Genomic DNA, 16,336 nt, shown 5'->3' with positions numbered 1-16,336 from the left:
GCCGCGATGGGCATCTTCGTTGACGGCGGGGCGGCGAGACGGCTGAACTCCCGCCTGACCTGGCTGGACACGCTGGGCGACCAGCTGCTGTTCTACCTGCGGGCGCTGGCCTGGACGCCGCGGGCGCTGCACCGCTACACCCGGGAGATCCGCCGGCTGCTGGCCGAGGTCAGCTTCGGCGGCGGAGCGCTCGGGGTGATCGGCGGCACCATCGGCGTGATGGTCGCCATGACCCTGTTCACCGGCACCGTGGTGGGCCTGCAGGGGTACGCGGCGCTCAACCAGATCGGCACCTCGGCGTTCACCGGGTTCGTGTCCGCCTACTTCAACACCCGCGAGATCGCGCCGCTGGTGGCCGGGCTGGCGCTGTCGGCCACCGTCGGCGCCGGGTTCACCGCCCAGCTCGGCGCGATGCGCATCAACGAGGAGGTGGACGCGCTGGAGGGCATGGGCATCTCCAGCGTCCCCTACCTGGTCACCACCCGGATCATCGCCGGGTTCGTGGCGATCATCCCGCTGTACGGGATGGGGCTGCTCAGCTCCTACTTCGCCTCCCGGATGGTCACCACCCTCTACAACGGGCAGTCCCCGGGCACCTACGACCACTACTTCGACCTGTTCCTGTCACCGGTGGACGTGGTGTGGTCGTTCACCAAGGTGCTGGCCTTCAGCGTCATGGTGATCCTGGCGCACTGCTACTACGGGTTCCGGGCGACCGGCGGCCCGGCCGGGGTCGGCGTGGCGGTGGGCCGCGCGGTCCGCACCGCGATCGTGCTGATCAGCGTCACCGACTTCTTCCTCAGCCTGGCGATCTGGGGCGCCACCACGACGGTGAAGGTGGCGGGCTGATGCGCGAGGGAACGCCGCTGTTCACCACCGGGCGCCGGATGCTGGGCATCGCGTTCGTCCTGGTGCTGTCGCTGCTGGTGTGGCTGTCGATCGCCGCCTACCAGAAGAAGTTCACCGCCGCCGACATGGTCACGCTGCACACCGGCAGCGCCGGCAACGAGATGCACCGCAACGCCGACGTCAAGCTGCGCGGCGTGGTCGTCGGCCAGGTCCGCGAGGTCCGGGCCGACGGGGGCGGGGCCAGGCTGACGCTGGCGTTCAAGCCGGGGATGCTCGACCACGTCCCCGCCAACGTCACCGCGCAGATGCTGCCGACCACCCTGTTCGGCCAGCGGTACGTCGCGCTGATCCCGCCCGTCCAGCCCGCCGGGCAGCCGCTGGCCCCCGGCAGCGTCATCACCCAGGACCGCAGCCAGAACGCCATCGAGCTGGAGCAGGTGCTGGAGAACGTGCTGCCGCTGCTGACCGCCGTCAAGCCGGAACGGCTGGCGGCCACCCTCACCGCCGTCGCGGACGCGCTGGAGGGGCGGGGCGACCAGCTCGGCGCCACGATGGTGAAGCTGGACGCCCACCTGAAGAAGCTCAACCCGTACCTGCCGCAGATGAACCGCGACCTGCGGGAGCTGGTGCGGGTCAGCCACGCCTACGCCGACGCGGCCCCCGACATCCTCGACGCGCTGGAGGACTTCGCGATCACCAGCCGCACCATCGTCGACCAGCGCGGCAACCTCAGCGACCTGTACAGCTCGATGACGTCCTCGTCGCGCTACCTGACCGAGTGGCTGCGCGCCAACCGAGACAACATCATCTGGCTGTCGGCCAACAGCCGGCCGTCGCTGGAGCTGATGGCCCGATACTCGCCGTCCTGGCCGTGCACGCTGCGGATGCTGCGCGACTTCGTCCCGTCCATGGACCGGGCACTGGGCAAGGGCACCGGCAAGCCCGGCCTGTCGGTCACCGTCAAGGTGGTGCCGTCCAAGGGCAGGTACCGGCCGGGCAAGGACCGCCCGGTCTACAACGCCGGTGGCGGCCCCCGCTGCTACTCCGTCCCCTATGACGGCGTCGGGACCGTCCCCGGCAACGGCCTCACCGGATGGGGGACGCCGCCCGCGGTCACGCCGACCACGCCGACCGCGCCGGCCCCCGGCGGCCGGCTGCTCGGCCTGCCCAACTCGCCGGAGGAGAACCAGCAGCTCAACGAGCTGCTGGCAGCACAGGTCGGCCGTCCCCACGACGAGCTGCCCGACTGGAGCAGCGTCCTGGTCGGCCCCATCTACCGGGGAACGGAGGTGCGGCTGAAGTGAGACGCAAGAGCATCGCCGGCCCGCTGGCCAAGTCGATCGCCTTCATCGTGGTGACCGTGGTCGCCACCGCCGCACTGGCCATCAGCATCGCCAACACCGGCGTGGGCGACACCGTCGCGTACAAGGCGCGCTTCACCGACACCACCGGCCTCATCATCGGCGACAGCGTCCGCATCGCGGGCGTGCGCGTCGGCCAGGTCGAGGGCATCCGGGTGGTGGACCGCAGGCTCGCCGAGGTCACCTTCAACGTCGAGCGCGACCGCAGGCTGCCGGCCACCACGACCGCCACGATCAAGTACCTGAACATGGTGGGGCAGCGGTTCGTCGAGCTGGGCCGGGGCGAGGGGCAGGCCACCGGGCAGGCCGCCACGCTGCGGCCCGGCGACACCATCCCCGAGCAGCGCACCACCCCGGCACTGGACCTCACCCAGCTGTTCGACGGGTTCCAGCCGCTGTTCCAGGCACTGTCGCCCAACGACATCAACAAGCTGGCCGGTGAGCTGATCTCGGTGTTCCAGGGTGAGGGCGCCACCGTGCAGAGCCTGGTGTCCACCGTGGGGTCGCTGACCAGCACACTGGCCGCCAAGGACAAGGTGATCGGGCAGGTCATCGACAACCTGACCACGGTCGTGGAGACGGTCAACGCCCGCGAGGGGCAGTTCGTGACACTGGTCAGCACCCTGCGGCAACTGGTGCAGGGGTTCGCCGCCGACCGCAGGGTGTTCGGTGAGGCGATCGTCTCGCTGAGCGACCTGGCCGACACCACCTCCAGCCTGTTGCGCGACAGCCGCGACCCGCTGCGCGAGGACATCAAGCAGCTCGGCCGGCTCTCGGAGAACCTGGCCGACAGCACCCCGGCGCTGGAGACGTTCCTGCGGCGGCTGCCGGTCAAGATGCAGACCATCGGGCGGGTCGCCTCCTACGGGTCCTGGCTGAACTTCTACCTGTGCGAGGCCACGGTGCGGGGGGTGAGCTGGGAGCACACGGGCGGCGAGGACCACGGCCCGCCGCCCACCGGCATCCCGGTGACGGAACAGAGGTGCAAGGGATGAAGCCGATCCAGGAGCGCAATCCCGTTCCGATCGCGGTGATCGGGCTGGTGCTGGTGCTCGTCCTCGGCCTGCTGGCCTACCGCGCCGACGACCTGCCGGTCATCGGCGGCGGCACCACCTACACCGCCCACTTCACCGAGGCCGCCGGGCTCAACACCAGCAGCGAGGTGCGGGTGGCCGGGGTGAAGGTCGGCAAGGTCACCGGCGTCCGGCTGGACCGCGGCCGGGTCAAGGTCAGCTTCCGGGTCAAGGACGTGTGGATCGGCAACGCCAGCACGGTGGCGATCTCCATCCAGACCCTGCTGGGCGACAAGTACCTGGCGGTCGCGCCGCTCGGCAGCGCCGCGCAGAACCCCCGCCAGACCATCCCGACCAACCGCACCCGGGCGCCCTACGACGTCACCCAGGCGTTCGGCGACCTGGGCCGGACGTTCGGGCAACTGGACACCGCCAAGGTCGCCCAGAGCCTGCAGGTGATCTCCGCGACGTTCCGGGACACCCCGCCCGACGTGCGCAAGGCACTGGACGGGATGACCGCGCTGTCGCGGACCATCTCCTCCCGCGACGACCGGCTGGCCCGGCTGCTGGCCGGCTCCGACCGGCTCACCGGCACCCTGGCCTCGCAGAACACCGAGTACGAGGCGCTGCTGAAGGACGGCAACCTGCTGCTGGAGGAGCTGCGGCTGCGGCGCGAGGCGATCCACCGGCTGCTGGTGGCCAGCCGTGAGCTGTCCCGCCACCTCGTCGGGCTGGTGCGCGACAACGAGGCCCAGCTCGCGCCGACCCTGACCGCGCTGGACCGGGTGGCCAAGGTGCTGCAGGACAACCAGCGCAACCTCGACAAGGCCCTGGCGATCGCCGGGCCGTACTACCGGCTGGTCGGCAACACCCTCGGCAACGGCCGGTGGACCGACGCCTACCTGTGCGGGCTGGTCCCCAAGGAGTACCTGAAGCCGGGCACGCCACCGGCGAACGGCTGCATGCCCCCCAAGGTCGGAGGCGAGGGCTGATGGCGGACATCGCACGCGGGCAACTGGTCAACCGGGTGGCCGGGGCGGTCCTCGCCCTGGTCGTCGCGCTCGCCCTGGTCGTCTACGTGCTGCGCCCGGAGACCGGCAAGCTCGTCACCGCCTACTTCTCCCAGGCGGTCGGCGTGTACGGGGGATCGGACGTACGGGTGCTGGGCGTACGGGTCGGCCGGATCGAGTCGGTCCGCCCGGCGGGCCGCGAGGTCAAGGTCACCCTGCGGCTGGACGACGACGTCGAGATCCCGGCCGGGGCCAACGCCGTCGTCGTCGCGCCCAGCGTGGTCGCCGACCGGTACGTGCAGCTCGCCCCCGTCTACACCGGCGGCCCGCAGATCGCCGACGGCACCGTGATCCCCGCCAGCCGTACCGCCACCCCGGTCGAGGTGGACCAGCTCTACGAGAGCATCACCAAGCTGACCGACTCGCTGGGGCCCGACGGCGTCAACTCCACCGGGGCGCTGTCGGAGGCGCTCAAGACCGGCGAGGCCAACCTGCGGGACAACGGCGAGGCCATCGGCGACATGATCCGCGAGTTCGGCCAGGCCACCCGCACCCTGTCGGGCACCAGCGACGAGTTCTTCGGCACGCTGTCCAGCCTGCAGAAGTTCACCACCATGCTCAAGGCCAACGACTCCCAGGTCAGCAGGGCCGAGCAGCAGCTCGCCGAGGTCAACGAGTTCCTGGCCGCCGACCGGGACGAGCTGGCGGCGGCGCTGTCGGAGCTGGCCACCGCGCTGCGGGAGGTGGAGCGCTTCATCCGGGAGCACCGGCCGCTGCTGCGGCGCAACGTCGACCGGCTGGCGAAGATCACGCAGGTGCTGGTGGACCAGCGGGCGTCGCTGGCCGAGGTGCTGGACGTGGCCCCGCTGGCGGCCGGCAACGTGCTCAACGCCTACGACCCGGTCAGCAGGTCGCTCATGGGCCGCGGCAACCTCAACGAGATCAGCATGGGGCCGGGCGTCGGCGGCACGAGCACTGCGCGCCCCGTCGGAAGCCAGCTGTGCGGCACCGCGGACGAGGACTCCGCGCTGGCCGAGCTGTGCGACAAGTACCGGCTCGGACCGCGGGACCTGGTACCGCTGCCCGACGACGAGCAGAGCGTGCTGCCGCCGATGCCGTTGCCGCCCGTGGGCGACGTCTACGGCCCGGCCGCGAAGGAGGAGGGCCGGTGAGACGCCCGATCGTCAAGGCGGCGGTGGCGGGGCTGAGCCTGGCGGTGCTCGCCGGGTGCAGCTCCGGGTCCGGCGGCTACCGGGGGGTCTATGACATGCCGCTGCCGGGCGGCGCCGACGTGGGAGACGACCCCTACAAGGTCACCGCCCAGTTCGACAACGTGCTCAGCCTGGTGCCGCACGCCGCGGTGCGGGTCAACGACGTGGCCGTCGGCCGGGTCACCGACATCACGCTGCCCGATGACGGCTGGCAGGCCGAGGTCACCATGGTCATCGACCGGGACGTGCGGCTGCCGGCCAACGCGGTCGCCCGGCTGGAGCAGTCCAGCCTGCTCGGCGAGAAGTACGTCCAGCTCATGCCGCCGCCGAACGGCACCGCCAGCGGGACGCTGCGCGACGGCGCGGTGATCGGAGTCGACAGCACCAACCGCTACCCCGAGGTGGAGGAGGTCTTCGGGGCGATGTCGATGCTGCTCAACGGCGGCGGCATCAACCAGTTGCGCACCATCACCCGGGAGCTGAACCGGGCGCTGGAGGGCAACGAACCGCAGGTCCGTTCCATGCTGCGCCGGGTCGAGCAGCTGACCTCCACGCTGGACGAGCACTCCGGCGACATCACCGACGCGCTGGACGCCGTCGACCGGCTGGCCGCCACGCTCTCGTCGCGCAGACAGCAGATCAACGTCGCGCTCGACGACCTCAGCCCCGGGCTGCGGATCCTGGAGGAGCAGCGCGGCCAGCTGATGACCATGCTCAAGGCGCTGGAGGACCTCGGCGAGGTCGCCACCGACGTGCTCGACCGCAGTCAGGAGAACATGGTCGCCGACCTGCGGGCACTGGCCCCGATCCTGCAGCGGCTGGCCGACGCGGGCACCGCCCTGCCCAAGTCGCTGGAGGTCCTGCTGACCTACCCGTTCACCGACGAGGTGCTGAACGTGGTCAAGGGCGACTACCTCAACGTCTACCTGACGATCACCGCCGTGGACGGCACCGCGATCATCCCGCCGATCAGCCCGGGCGGGTCCGGAGGCCCGGCACCGGTGAGCGCGCGGCACGCCCCGCTGCCGCTGCCGTCGGTCGGCACCCCCCGCACCACGCCCCAGGCGCCGCCCACGGGCGAGTCCACCCCGGAGGGCACGCCACCGGGCCAGGTGCCGCCCCCCACCGCGCCCGGCACCACCCCGCCGGGGACACCGACCTCTCCGCCGGGGTCCCCGTCGAGCACGCCCCAGGGAGGCGACGACTGATGCTGACCCTCGGCACCAGGCTGAAGAACTACGCGTTCCTCGTGCTCGGCGTGCTGGTGATCGCCTACATCGGCGTCCGGTACGCCGACCTGTCGCGCTATGTCGGCGTCCGCGACTACTACGTGGTCAAGGTGGACCTGGCGCAGACCGGCGGGCTCTACACCAACGCCGACGTCACCTACCGCGGCGTGTCGGTCGGCCGGGTCGGGCCGATGCACCTGAACGGCCAGGGACTGCGCGCCGACCTGCACATCGACCGGTCGGCGCCGAAGATCCCCACCAACCTGCGCGCGGTGGTCGCCAACCTGTCGGCCGTGGGCGAGCAGTACATCGACCTGCGGCCGGAGACCGGCGACGGCCCCTACCTGAGGAACGGGTCGGTGATCCCGCAGTCGGCCACCGCCACCCCGGCGCCGGTGACCAACCTGCTCACCAGCCTCAACGACCTGGCCGCCTCGGTGCCGCTGGAGTCGCTGCGCACGGTGGTGGACGAGTTCGGCCGGGCGTTCGAGGGGCAGGGCGCCAACCTGCAGGCGCTGATGGACACCAGCGGCGAGTTCATCGACGCCGCCGACGTCGCGCTGCCCTCCACCACCAAACTGATCGTGGACGGCGAGACGGTGCTGCGCACCCAGAACGAGCAGAGCGCGGCGCTGCGGTCGTTCGCCGCCAACGCCCGGCTGCTGGCCGACCGGCTCGGCACCGCCGACGCCGACCTGCGCCGCCTCATCACCACCGCCCCGGACGCGGCCACCCAGCTCACCGGGCTGGTGCGGGACCTGGACCCCAGCCTGAGCGTGCTGGTGGCCAACCTGCTGACCACTTCCGACGTGGCGCTGACCCGGCAACGGGGGATCGAGGAGCTGATGGTGCGGCTGCCGCAGGCGGTCGCGGCCGGCTCCACCGCCATCACCCCGCGCGGCGCCAGCTTCGGCATGGCGGTGACGTTCTTCTCGCCGCTGCCGTGCGTGCGCGGCTACGAGGGCACGACCTACCGCAACGGGCTGAACACCTCGCCCGGCCCGGCGTTCAACCGCGCCGCCAGTTGCCGGGAGCCCGCCTCCACTGGCAAGAACGTCCGCGGCTCGGCCAACGCCCCGTACGGCGGCGGCGTGCCCAAGGCGCGTAAGCCCGGATCGACGGACGCCCGCGTCGCGGCGGCCACCGGACTGCCCGGCGCGCTCGCCCTGCCGTCCGTCCAGACGGGGGCCACCGACCTGAGCGGCCTGCTCGGGCTGACCGGATGGGCCGCTGTTGAGTAGCGAGGAGGACCGTATGGCCGGCACGGGCGAGACCTCGCCACACGACCGGGACGCCTCCAGGCCCGCCCGGCTGCGCGGCCTGCTCCGGGGCCGCGCAGCCGGGCGTCTCATCCTGGCGGCGGCGGTGGCGTTCGCCGGCTGGGGCGGCTGGTCGTACTGGCAGGCCGGACGGGACGAGGCGGTCGACTTCGGCAAGACCCGCGACGAGGTGCTGGCGGCCGGCCGGCAGGCCGTCGCCGACCTCAACACCATGGACGCCACCCAGGTGGACCAGAGCCTGCGCCGGTGGCTGGACGCCTCCACCGGCCCGCTGCGCGAGGAGCTGACCCGCGCCCGTGACCGCAACCGGCAGCAGGTGCAGCAGTCCAGGACCAGCGCCCGCGGCACCGTCACCGATGCCGCCGTCCTCCAGCTCGACCCGCGGGCCGGCACCGCCCAGCTGATCGCGATGGTCCGGGTCGAGATCACACCCGCCTCCGGCGCCGGCGCGAGCACCGACCGCAAGCGGTTCGAGGCGGGCCTGGCCCGCACCCCGGACGGCTGGAAGCTGCGATCGCTCACTGCGATCCCGGTCAATACGAGCTGACCATGGAGAAGGACACTGTGAGCGCCGACGGCAACCCCCACAACGGCCTGCCCGCCACCGTCGTCTCCGCCCCCCGCCCGAACGACGACGACCCGCCCGCCGACGGCACCGCGACCAACGGCCGCACCGAGACGGACGGCCACTCGCCCAGCGAAGCCGCATCGCGCGCCGACGACGAGCTTCCTCCCGGGGCGGACGGCGGAGCGCCCAGTGGGGCCGGAGCCGCCGGACAGGCCGAGGCGAGCCGCGACGCCACTGCGGGGGGCGGTGAGAAGGCCAAGGCGAACGACGGCCCGTCCGGCGAGGCTGAGGGGACCGAAGGCGCCGGCCGGTCCGGCGGGAGCGATGTCGGCACGGCGGGCGAGGACACGGCCGCGACCGACGGTGGCCCGGCCAGCGAGGGTGACGACACGGCGTCGCCTGGCGACAAGACGGGCGAGGCAGGCAAGACCGGGGGCGGTTCGCGTTCGCGGGCGGCCTGGTTGCGGGATCCGCTTGTGCTGGCCCTGGTGTTCGTGGTGGTGGGGGCCGCGCTGCTGGTGCGGGCCGCGCAGGTGCGTGGTGACGAGGCGGCCGAGAACCGGGCGCTGACCGACGTCGAACGCACCGAGGTGGTCATCGGCGACGTCAGCAACGCGCTCGGCAAGGTGTTCTCCTACTCCTACGCCAACACCGCCGTCACCGAGCAGGCCGCCCGCGACGTGCTGGCGGGGCGGGCGTTCAACCAGTACCAGACACTGTTCGGCCAGGTGAAGCAGCAGGCCGCCGCGCAGCGGCTGACGCTGACCTCGCGGGTGGTGCGGGCCGGGGTGGTACGCATGTCGGGCGATACCGCACAACTGCTTGTCTTCCTGGACCAGACCGTCCACCGTAAGGACAAGCCCGGCGGCACGACCGCGGCGGCCCAGCTCTCGGTGACCGCACGCCTGTCGGACGGTCACTGGCGGATCGTCGACATCCAGGCCCGATAGCCCAAGGAGACACGGCATTGGCAAGCATCACCGCCCGGTTGTCCCGCACGTCCGACCCGCTGCGGACGACGGCGCTGACGCTGCTGGTCATCGCGGCGCTGTGCGCGGCATGGTTCGGCTGGTCCTGGTACGGGGCGGCGCACGACGACGCGCTGGGCTACTCCCGCACCCGCGAGGAGGTGCTGCGCGCCGGCGAGCAGGCCGTCCAGAACATGAACACCCTCGACCACCGCGACCTGGCCGGCGGGCTGAAAGCATGGCAGGACTCCTCCACCGGTGAGCTGAACCGGCAGATCACCGCCGGCCAGGCCCAGTTCGAGCAGCAGGTTCGCCAGGCGAGGACCATCACCACCGCCAAGGTGCTGGAGAGCGCGCTCACCGAGCTGGACGTGCGGTCGGGCAAGGCCGCCATCATGGTCGCCCTGCAGATCACCGTGACCCCGCCGGACGGCAAGCCCACCACCAAGCAGAGCCGGATGCTGGGGCAGCTCACCCGTACCGACACCGGCTGGAAGCTCAGCGCGCTTGGCCAGGCCCCGGTCGGTGGCAGCGCCCCCAGCACCGAGACCGGCCAGTAGCCCTTCGAGAGGACCGCACGTCCATGCCCATTCCCCACCACGTCCTCCAGAAGCGGCGGCGCGGCACGGCGGCCGCCGCACCGGCCCCCGAGACCGAGAAAAGGCCCGAGCCGACCGAGGAGCCGGCGGCGGCTGAGGCTGAGGAATCCGAGGCCAAGGCTAAGGCGGATGTCGAAGAACCTGCGGCCGGCCCCGAGACGGACGCCGAGAAGCCCGCGGCCAAGCCCAAGCCCAGGCCCAAGGCGAAGCCCGCCGCGCCCGGCCGGCTGGCCCGGCTACGCGGGCTGCTGGGCCGGCCGTTGACGCTGGGCGTGGCCACCGTGCTGCTCGGCGGGCTGGCGGCCTGGTCGGCGGTGCAGGCCCACGACCTGCGCAGCGGATCGGTCGCCGGCAACGTCGCCCTCACCGACACCGGCCGCACCAGCGAGGTCAAGGGCCAGCTCGACGACGCGGTCAACGAGCTGTTCTCCTACAGCTACACCGACATGACCAAGACCGAGCAGGCGGCCAAGCGGCTGCTGACGGGCAAGGCGGTGCAGCAGTACGACAACATGCTCGCGCCCGTGCGCCAGGAGGCCGTCAAACAGAAGCTGGTGCTGACCACGACCGTCACCGACAGCGGCGTCAAGCTGTTGGACGGCGACCGCGCCCGCGTCCTGGTCTATGCCGACCAGCGCAGCACCCGCACCAGCAAGGAAGAGACCACTTACGCGGCGGCGATGCTGGCGCTGGACGCCGTCCGCCAGGGCGGCACCTGGAAGATCACCAACATCGACACCCTCAACATCCCGCGCTGAGCCGTGCAGTGATTCGCCGTCGTCTCCCGCACCGGGGACGAATCCCTGGCCGAAGGGAACCGCTACAGGCGGCACGCTACCTGCGCCGCTGAGCCGGCCGGACGGCGTCGGCGCGCTTTCGTCCCAGCGGTCGCCGTGCCCCGGCTCGGCCGGGTCAGGACGGGTAGCGGCGGGTCAGGAACGTGCCGATGCGGGTGATGGCCTCCTCCAGCTCGGCGGCGTACTGCAGGGTGACGACGCGGAAGTGGTCGTGGCGCGGCCAGTTGAAGCCGGTGCCCTGGACGACCAGCAGCTTCTGGTCCTCCAACAGTTCGAGGGCGAACCGCATGTCGTCGTCGATCGGGTAGACGCCGGGGTCCAGGCGCGGGAACACGTACAGGGCGCCCTGCGGCTTGACGCAGCTGACGCCGGGGATCTCGTTGAGCAGCTTCCAGGCCCGGTCGCGCTGCTCGCCCAGCCGCCCGGTGGGCAGGACCAGCTCGCTGATGCTCTGGTTGCCGCCGAGGGCGGCCTGGATGGCGTGCTGGGCCGGCACGTTCGGGCACAGCCGCATGTTGGCCAGGATGTCCAGGCCCTCGATGTAGGACTCGGCGTGGTCCTTGGGGCCCGACAGCGCCACCCAGCCGGAGCGGAAACCCGCCACCCGGTAGTTCTTGGACAGCCCGCCGAAGGTCAGGCACAGCAGGTCGGGGGCCAGCGTGGCGATCGAGACGTGCTCGGCGCCGTCGTAGAGCACCTGGTCGTAGATCTCGTCGGCGAAGATGATCAGCCCGTGCCGGCGGGCCAGCTCGGTCAGCCGCACCAGCACCTCGCGCGGGTAGACCGCGCCGGTCGGGTTGTTCGGATTGATGATCACCAGCGCCTTGGTACGGTCGGTGATCTTGGACTCGATGTCGGCGACGTCCGGCGCCCAGTCGGCCTGCTCATCGCACAGGTAGTGCACCGGGGTGCCGCCGCCCAGGCACACCGCGGCCGTCCACAGCGGATAGTCCGGCGCGGGGATCAGCACCTGGTCGCCGTTGTCCAGCAGCGCCTGCAGGGTCATCACGATCAGCTCGGACACCCCGTTGCCGAGGTAGACGTCCTCGACGTCCAGGCCCTCGATGCCGCGCTCCTCGTAGTACTGCACGACGGCGCGGCGGGCGGGCAGGATCCCCTTGGAGTCGCTGTAGCCGTGCGCCTCGGGCAGGTTGCGGATGATGTCCTGGAGGATCTCCTGCGGGGCCTCGAACCCGAACGGGGCCGGGTTGCCGATGTGCAGCTTGAGGATCTGGTGGCCCTCGGCCTCCAACTGCCTGGCCCTCTTCAGTACCGGACCGCGGATGTCGTAGCAGACGTTGGCGAGCTTCTCCGACTGGGTGACCTGCATGGGCAACAGACTAACGACGGAGGTCAACGCGATTTCCGGGGGTCACGGTCGTCGGCCGCAGCGCCCGGGGGACCCGGCGTGTCGCCGCCCGCCCGCCGGGCAGGCCCGGGCCGGCCGCCTTCCACGGCACCCGATGCGCCGCCTGCCGTCCCGCCGGAACGACCGGGCCGGGCCCCCGCAGGCCGAACGGCCGGTCCCTCGTCCAAACCCGGCGGGACGCGGGCCGTACCGGCGGCGGACCCGGCCGGAGGTCAGGCGGAGGCGGTCGTGTCCAGGCGTTGGAGGGCGCCGCGGACGACGGCGGGGTCGGTGGTGGCCCAGAACGGGGGCAGCGAGGACTTCAGGAACCCGCCGTACCGGGCGGTCACCAGCCGGGGGTCGAGGACCGCGACCACCCCGCGGTCGGTGACCGAGCGCAGCAGCCGCCCGGCGCCCTGGGCCAGCAGCAGCGCCGCGTGCGTGGCCGCCACCGCCATGAAGCCGTTGCCGCCGCGGGCCGCCACCGCCCGCTGCCGGGCCGAGGCCACCGGATCGTCCGGGCGGGGGAACGGGATCCGGTCCATGATCACCAGTTGCAGGGACGGCCCCGGCACGTCCACCCCCTGCCACAGCGACAGCGTGCCGAACAGGCAGGTCCGCTCCTCCTCGGCGAACCTCTTGACCAGCAGGGACGTGGAGTCCTCGCCCTGGCACAGCAGCGGGTGACTCAGATGCCCCCGCAGCTCGTCGGCGGCCTGCCGGGCCGCCCGCATCGAGGAGAACAGCCCCAGCGTCCGCCCGCCCGCCGCTTCGATCAGCTCGGTGATCTCGGTCAGGTAGGCGTCGGGCAGCCCGTCCCGTCCCGGCTGCGGCAGATGCCGCGCCACGTACAGGATGCCCGCCCGGGGATGGTCGAACGGCGACCCGGCGTCCAGGCACGTCCAGCGCATCGGCTCGCCGTCCCCAGTGTCCTCACCGGCGGCCTTGCCCCCGTCCCGGTGAGAGCCGCTCCCCGCGCCCGCGTCGCGGGACGCCGGATCCTGGGCGGTCTTGGCCAGGCCCTCGGCGGCGGTCCTGGCGTCCCGGCCGGTGGACTCGCCCAAGGGCGGCAGGCCCCACTGGCGGGCCAGCGGCTCGAACGAGCCGCCGAGGGTGAGAGTGGCCGACGTCAGGACGGCGGTGCGGGTCTCGAACAGCGTGGAGCGCAGCAGGCCACCGACGCCGATCGGGGCGACGTGCAGCGTCGGCGGGCGCTGGGGCCGGTCCGTGGCGGCCGCGCCGGCGAACGGCTTGTCGAGCCAGACCACCTCCGAGCGCGCTGCTATCTCGGGCTCGAACGCCTCCAGCGTCCGCACGGCGGTGTCGTGCAGCTCCTCCACGGACGACCGGGCGGCCTTGCGGGCCGCCATGCCGGCCGGATCGTCGTCCTTGCGTTCTCCGCCGAGCGCGGTCAGGCAGGCGTGCGCCGCGTCCCGTACGGCGGCCAGCGTGTTGCCCAGCGACATCGGCAGTACGTCCAGCCGCCCGGCGGGCAGGTCCTCCAGGAGCACCGCCAGCCCCTCGGCGGACTCCTTGAGCCGGTCGGCGACGCCGTCCTCGACCAGGCGACCGCAGCGGCGGGCGGCCGCCTCCCCGGCCGGGCCGCTGAGCGCCCCGGTGGCGACCGAGGTGATCCGGTCCACCAGTTCGTGCGCCTCGTCCACGATCACCACGTCGTGCTCGGGCAGCACCTGGAACTCCTCCAGGGCGTCGATCGCCAGCAGGGCGTGGTTGGTGACCACGATGTGCGCCTCGCCCGCCTCGGCCCGCGCCAGCTCCGCGAAACAGGACGTGCCCTGCGGGCAGCGCTGCGCCCCCAGGCACTCCCTGGCGGTGACGGACACCTGCCGCCACGCCTGCTCGCTCACCCCGGGGACCAGCTCGTCGCGGTCGCCGGTCGTGGTCTCCTCGGCCCATTCATTGAGTCGCTTGACCTGGCGGCCCAGCGCCGACAACTGCTGGGGGTCGAACAGGCCCGCGTCCTCAGGGTCGTCGGGCGCGCCGGTCTGCACCCGGTGCAGGCACAGGTAGTTGCGCCGGCCCTTCAGGATGGCGAACTTCAGCTCGCGTCCCAGCAGCGGCCGCAGCGCCTCGGCCAGCCGGGGCAGGTCCCGGTCCACGAGCTGGCGCTGCAACGCGATCGTGGCGGTGGAGACCACCACCGTGGTGTCCTTGTCCACCGCGTGCCGGATCGCCGGGACGAGGTAGGCCAGCGACTTGCCGGTGCCCGTTCCGGCCTGCGCGGCCAGATGCTCGCCGGAGGCGATGGCCCGCTCGACCGCCTCGGCCATCCGCTGCTGACCAGGGCGTTCGGCGCCCCCGATCGCTTCGACCGCCGCCGTCAGCAGGGTGGCGGTGTCGGGAACGCGGAGGTCACTGTGGTTGAGCAGATCAGGGGAGGGCACGTCGGCCAACGCTACCCCGCCCGTCCGGCCGGTGCGGCGTCAGCGCGCGAGGTGACCGGTGACGTGGGTCGTCTTCGGCGGCCGGAAGCCGGGGAAGCCGGATGCCCACCGCAGGGCCGCCTCCTGCCGTACGTCCCCGGCCAGGCCGGCGGCGGCCAGCGGGGGGAGCCGGTCGGCGCGGCGGCGCAGCTCCTGCCACTGCTCGCCGGTCAGCATGAGATAGCGCAGCGTTCCCAGGCCGGCGAGGCGGTCCAGGTCGGCGACGGCGGCCCCGGCCAGGTGCAGGCCGTGCAGCATCGGCAGGGTGCCCAGCGGGGCGACGCACACCGGCTCCCTGGTCGCCAGCGTGACGGTGCGCAGCGTGGGGTGGCCGGACAGCGCGGCGAGGTCGACGGTGTCGGCGGCCAGCGCCAGATTCTCCACCGGCAGGTCCAGCAGCGGGCTCAGGTCCAGGCTCTGGCAGGTCAGCCGTAGGTCGCGGAGCATCGGGGCGTTGCGCAGCGCGGTCAGGTCCAGGTCGGCGCCGTGCGAGACGGTGAGCCGCTGCACCTCGGGGCCGACCGAGCCCAGACCGGCCCGGCGTGCATCGATCCTGCGTTCGCGAGCATTGCGGGCGGGCGTGCGGTCCCACTCAGGGCCGAACAGCTCGATGAAAGAGTCCTCCACGGCGTCGTAGTCGCCCCGCCTGATCGTGTCGAGCTCCATGCGCAGCAGGCCGGTGACCGAGTCGGCCAGATAGGCGGGGCCGTCCCCGTAGTCGCGGCCGATCTGGATGACCTGGCCCGGCCTGCCACCCTCGGCCGGCGCCATGTCGGCCGCCAGGTGGTTGCCGCCGCCGTCGTGCGCGAACGGGATCCAGCCGGGATGCCCGGTCACCCGGCGCACCGTGCCGGGCGGGTCGGTGTCCAGGACGGTGTCGTCCCACGCCAAGTCCCAGCCGGCCCACCAGCGCTCACGGGCGTGCAGCGGGCTGCGGCCGGGATGCGTCAGCTCCTCCAACGGCAGCCACTCGTAGCCGTAGAACGCCAGGGCGTCCCCGTCGGCCACCTCGTACAGCGCGCACAGGTCGGCCGGAGGCTCCACTCCGGCCCACTCCCGTATCCGGGCGGCCGGGTCGCCGGGCGCGGGCGGACGCGGCGGATCGGTCAGCTCGACGATCTCGTACTTCAGCCGGAGCAGCTCGCGCAGCAGCCGGGCGGCCTCCCGCGGATCCCCCGCCGGGGAGGCGTCCCGCGGCCCGCCCTGCGACTCGCCGGGCTGCGGCGGGCGATGGGACGGATCCAGGACGTAGATCTGGTGGCCGAACTCGGGGTGCGGGCCGTGGTCGTCCCGCTGGGTGATGACCGCCTCGTAGTCGCCGGACGGCCGTACCGTCAGCTCGACGCCCGCCCGGCCGGTCTCGCTCAGCTCCTCGGCCGCCTCGATGAGGGGCATCAGGTCGATGTCGGCCGACAGGCCCTTATCGGGGCCGTCCGGCCGCTCGTAGACGAGCTGGTGGCTGCCCGCCTGGGGGTCCACCTCGCAGGTCAGGACCGCCGACCGCCAGCCGGAGGGGGCCGCGCCGGTCACGGCCTCCGCCATCGGCCGCACCAGCGCGGCCAACGGCGGATCGAGTTCGCTCGCCATCGAGGACCTTTTCTCACATCGTCGCCACGGTGAGGCCAAGAATCCCACAACGTGGACGGCGGGGAGTGAAGC

Annotated in this window: 14 protein-coding genes; 11 read left to right on the top strand and 3 right to left on the bottom strand. The window is 72.5% G+C overall.

The window, feature by feature from the left end; translation table 11 throughout:
* Positions 1-6: 6 nt before the first annotated feature.
* From C4U03_RS10120 to C4U03_RS10070, 11 genes are read left to right on the top strand one after another with little or no spacing between them, the layout of a single operon-like run.
* Positions 7-849 carry an MlaE family ABC transporter permease gene (locus tag C4U03_RS10120; RefSeq protein ID WP_103937409.1) on the top strand — a complete coding sequence of 281 codons (843 nt, stop codon included), beginning with the start codon at positions 7-9 and terminating at the stop codon, positions 847-849.
* The gene (locus tag C4U03_RS10115) at positions 849-2,153 is read left to right on the top strand and encodes an MCE family protein (RefSeq protein WP_103937408.1); all 1,305 of its coding nucleotides are present in this window, start codon (positions 849-851) and stop codon (positions 2,151-2,153) included. The genes C4U03_RS10120 and C4U03_RS10115 overlap by 1 nt, the downstream gene beginning before the upstream one ends.
* Positions 2,150-3,205 carry an MCE family protein gene (locus tag C4U03_RS10110; RefSeq protein ID WP_103937407.1) on the top strand — a complete coding sequence of 352 codons (1,056 nt, stop codon included), beginning with the start codon at positions 2,150-2,152 and terminating at the stop codon, positions 3,203-3,205. The genes C4U03_RS10115 and C4U03_RS10110 overlap by 4 nt, the downstream gene beginning before the upstream one ends.
* Positions 3,202-4,215 carry an MCE family protein gene (locus C4U03_RS10105; RefSeq protein ID WP_103937406.1) on the top strand — a complete coding sequence of 338 codons (1,014 nt, stop codon included), beginning with the start codon at positions 3,202-3,204 and terminating at the stop codon, positions 4,213-4,215. Before C4U03_RS10110 ends, C4U03_RS10105 begins: the two co-directional genes overlap by 4 nt.
* Positions 4,215-5,405 carry an MCE family protein gene (locus C4U03_RS10100; RefSeq protein ID WP_103937405.1) on the top strand — a complete coding sequence of 397 codons (1,191 nt, stop codon included), beginning with the start codon at positions 4,215-4,217 and terminating at the stop codon, positions 5,403-5,405. Before C4U03_RS10105 ends, C4U03_RS10100 begins: the two co-directional genes overlap by 1 nt.
* The gene (locus tag C4U03_RS10095; protein WP_103937404.1) at positions 5,402-6,652 is read left to right on the top strand and encodes an MCE family protein; all 1,251 of its coding nucleotides are present in this window, start codon (positions 5,402-5,404) and stop codon (positions 6,650-6,652) included. Before C4U03_RS10100 ends, C4U03_RS10095 begins: the two co-directional genes overlap by 4 nt.
* Complete coding sequence (locus C4U03_RS10090) at positions 6,652-7,914, top strand: MlaD family protein (protein WP_103937403.1); 1,263 nt, start codon at positions 6,652-6,654, stop codon at positions 7,912-7,914. The genes C4U03_RS10095 and C4U03_RS10090 overlap by 1 nt, the downstream gene beginning before the upstream one ends.
* A gap of 13 nt (positions 7,915-7,927) precedes the next feature.
* A complete protein-coding gene (locus tag C4U03_RS10085; protein ID WP_200827164.1) occupies positions 7,928-8,500 on the top strand; it encodes a hypothetical protein in 573 nt (190 codons plus the stop codon).
* 2 nt (positions 8,501-8,502) lie between these two features.
* Entirely contained in the window at positions 8,503-9,471 is a 969-nt protein-coding gene (locus C4U03_RS41705) for a hypothetical protein (protein WP_235017741.1), read from the top strand.
* A 17-nt stretch (positions 9,472-9,488) separates the two neighbouring features.
* A complete protein-coding gene (locus C4U03_RS10075; RefSeq protein WP_235017740.1) occupies positions 9,489-10,049 on the top strand; it encodes a hypothetical protein in 561 nt (186 codons plus the stop codon).
* A 23-nt stretch (positions 10,050-10,072) separates the two neighbouring features.
* On the top strand, positions 10,073-10,846 hold the full coding sequence (locus C4U03_RS10070) for a hypothetical protein (RefSeq protein WP_103937402.1): 774 nt from the start codon (positions 10,073-10,075) through the stop codon (positions 10,844-10,846).
* 154 nt (positions 10,847-11,000) lie between these two features.
* Here the strand turns inward: C4U03_RS10070 and C4U03_RS10065 are convergent, their stop codons facing one another.
* From C4U03_RS10065 to C4U03_RS10055, 3 genes are all read right to left on the bottom strand, one after another.
* A complete protein-coding gene (locus C4U03_RS10065) occupies positions 11,001-12,215 on the bottom strand; it encodes a pyridoxal phosphate-dependent aminotransferase (RefSeq protein WP_103937401.1) in 1,215 nt (404 codons plus the stop codon).
* Between the two features lie 251 nt (positions 12,216-12,466).
* Entirely contained in the window at positions 12,467-14,638 is a 2,172-nt protein-coding gene (locus C4U03_RS10060; protein ID WP_235017739.1) for an ATP-dependent DNA helicase, read from the bottom strand.
* Positions 14,639-14,677: 39 nt separating this feature from the next.
* The gene (locus C4U03_RS10055; protein ID WP_103937400.1) at positions 14,678-16,264 is read right to left on the bottom strand and encodes an SMI1/KNR4 family protein; all 1,587 of its coding nucleotides are present in this window, start codon (positions 16,262-16,264) and stop codon (positions 14,678-14,680) included.
* Positions 16,265-16,336: the final 72 nt, after the last annotated feature.

This window comes from Thermomonospora echinospora (genome assembly GCF_900108175.1).
In the GTDB taxonomy this organism is placed as follows: Bacteria; Actinomycetota; Actinomycetes; order Streptosporangiales; family Streptosporangiaceae; genus Thermomonospora; species Thermomonospora echinospora.
The sequence above is the reverse complement of the archived record's forward strand: the minus strand, read 5'-3'. Positions and strand labels throughout refer to the sequence as shown.

Bases quoted from the DNA above. Each gene is read 5' to 3' on its own strand.
- C4U03_RS10070 (WP_103937402.1), top strand. From the start codon at position 10,073: ATGCCCATTCCCCACCACGTCCTCCAGAAGCGGCGGCGCGGCACGGCG.
- C4U03_RS10065 (WP_103937401.1), bottom strand. From the start codon at position 12,215: ATGCAGGTCACCCAGTCGGAGAAGCTCGCCAACGTCTGCTACGACATC.
- C4U03_RS10055 (WP_103937400.1), bottom strand. From the start codon at position 16,264: ATGGCGAGCGAACTCGATCCGCCGTTGGCCGCGCTGGTGCGGCCGATG.
- C4U03_RS41705 (WP_235017741.1), top strand. From the start codon at position 8,503: ATGGAGAAGGACACTGTGAGCGCCGACGGCAACCCCCACAACGGCCTG.
- C4U03_RS10120 (WP_103937409.1), top strand. From the start codon at position 7: ATGGGCATCTTCGTTGACGGCGGGGCGGCGAGACGGCTGAACTCCCGC.
- C4U03_RS10100 (WP_103937405.1), top strand. From the start codon at position 4,215: ATGGCGGACATCGCACGCGGGCAACTGGTCAACCGGGTGGCCGGGGCG.
- C4U03_RS10085 (WP_200827164.1), top strand. From the start codon at position 7,928: ATGGCCGGCACGGGCGAGACCTCGCCACACGACCGGGACGCCTCCAGG.
- C4U03_RS10090 (WP_103937403.1), top strand. From the start codon at position 6,652: ATGCTGACCCTCGGCACCAGGCTGAAGAACTACGCGTTCCTCGTGCTC.
- C4U03_RS10115 (WP_103937408.1), top strand. From the start codon at position 849: ATGCGCGAGGGAACGCCGCTGTTCACCACCGGGCGCCGGATGCTGGGC.
- C4U03_RS10105 (WP_103937406.1), top strand. From the start codon at position 3,202: ATGAAGCCGATCCAGGAGCGCAATCCCGTTCCGATCGCGGTGATCGGG.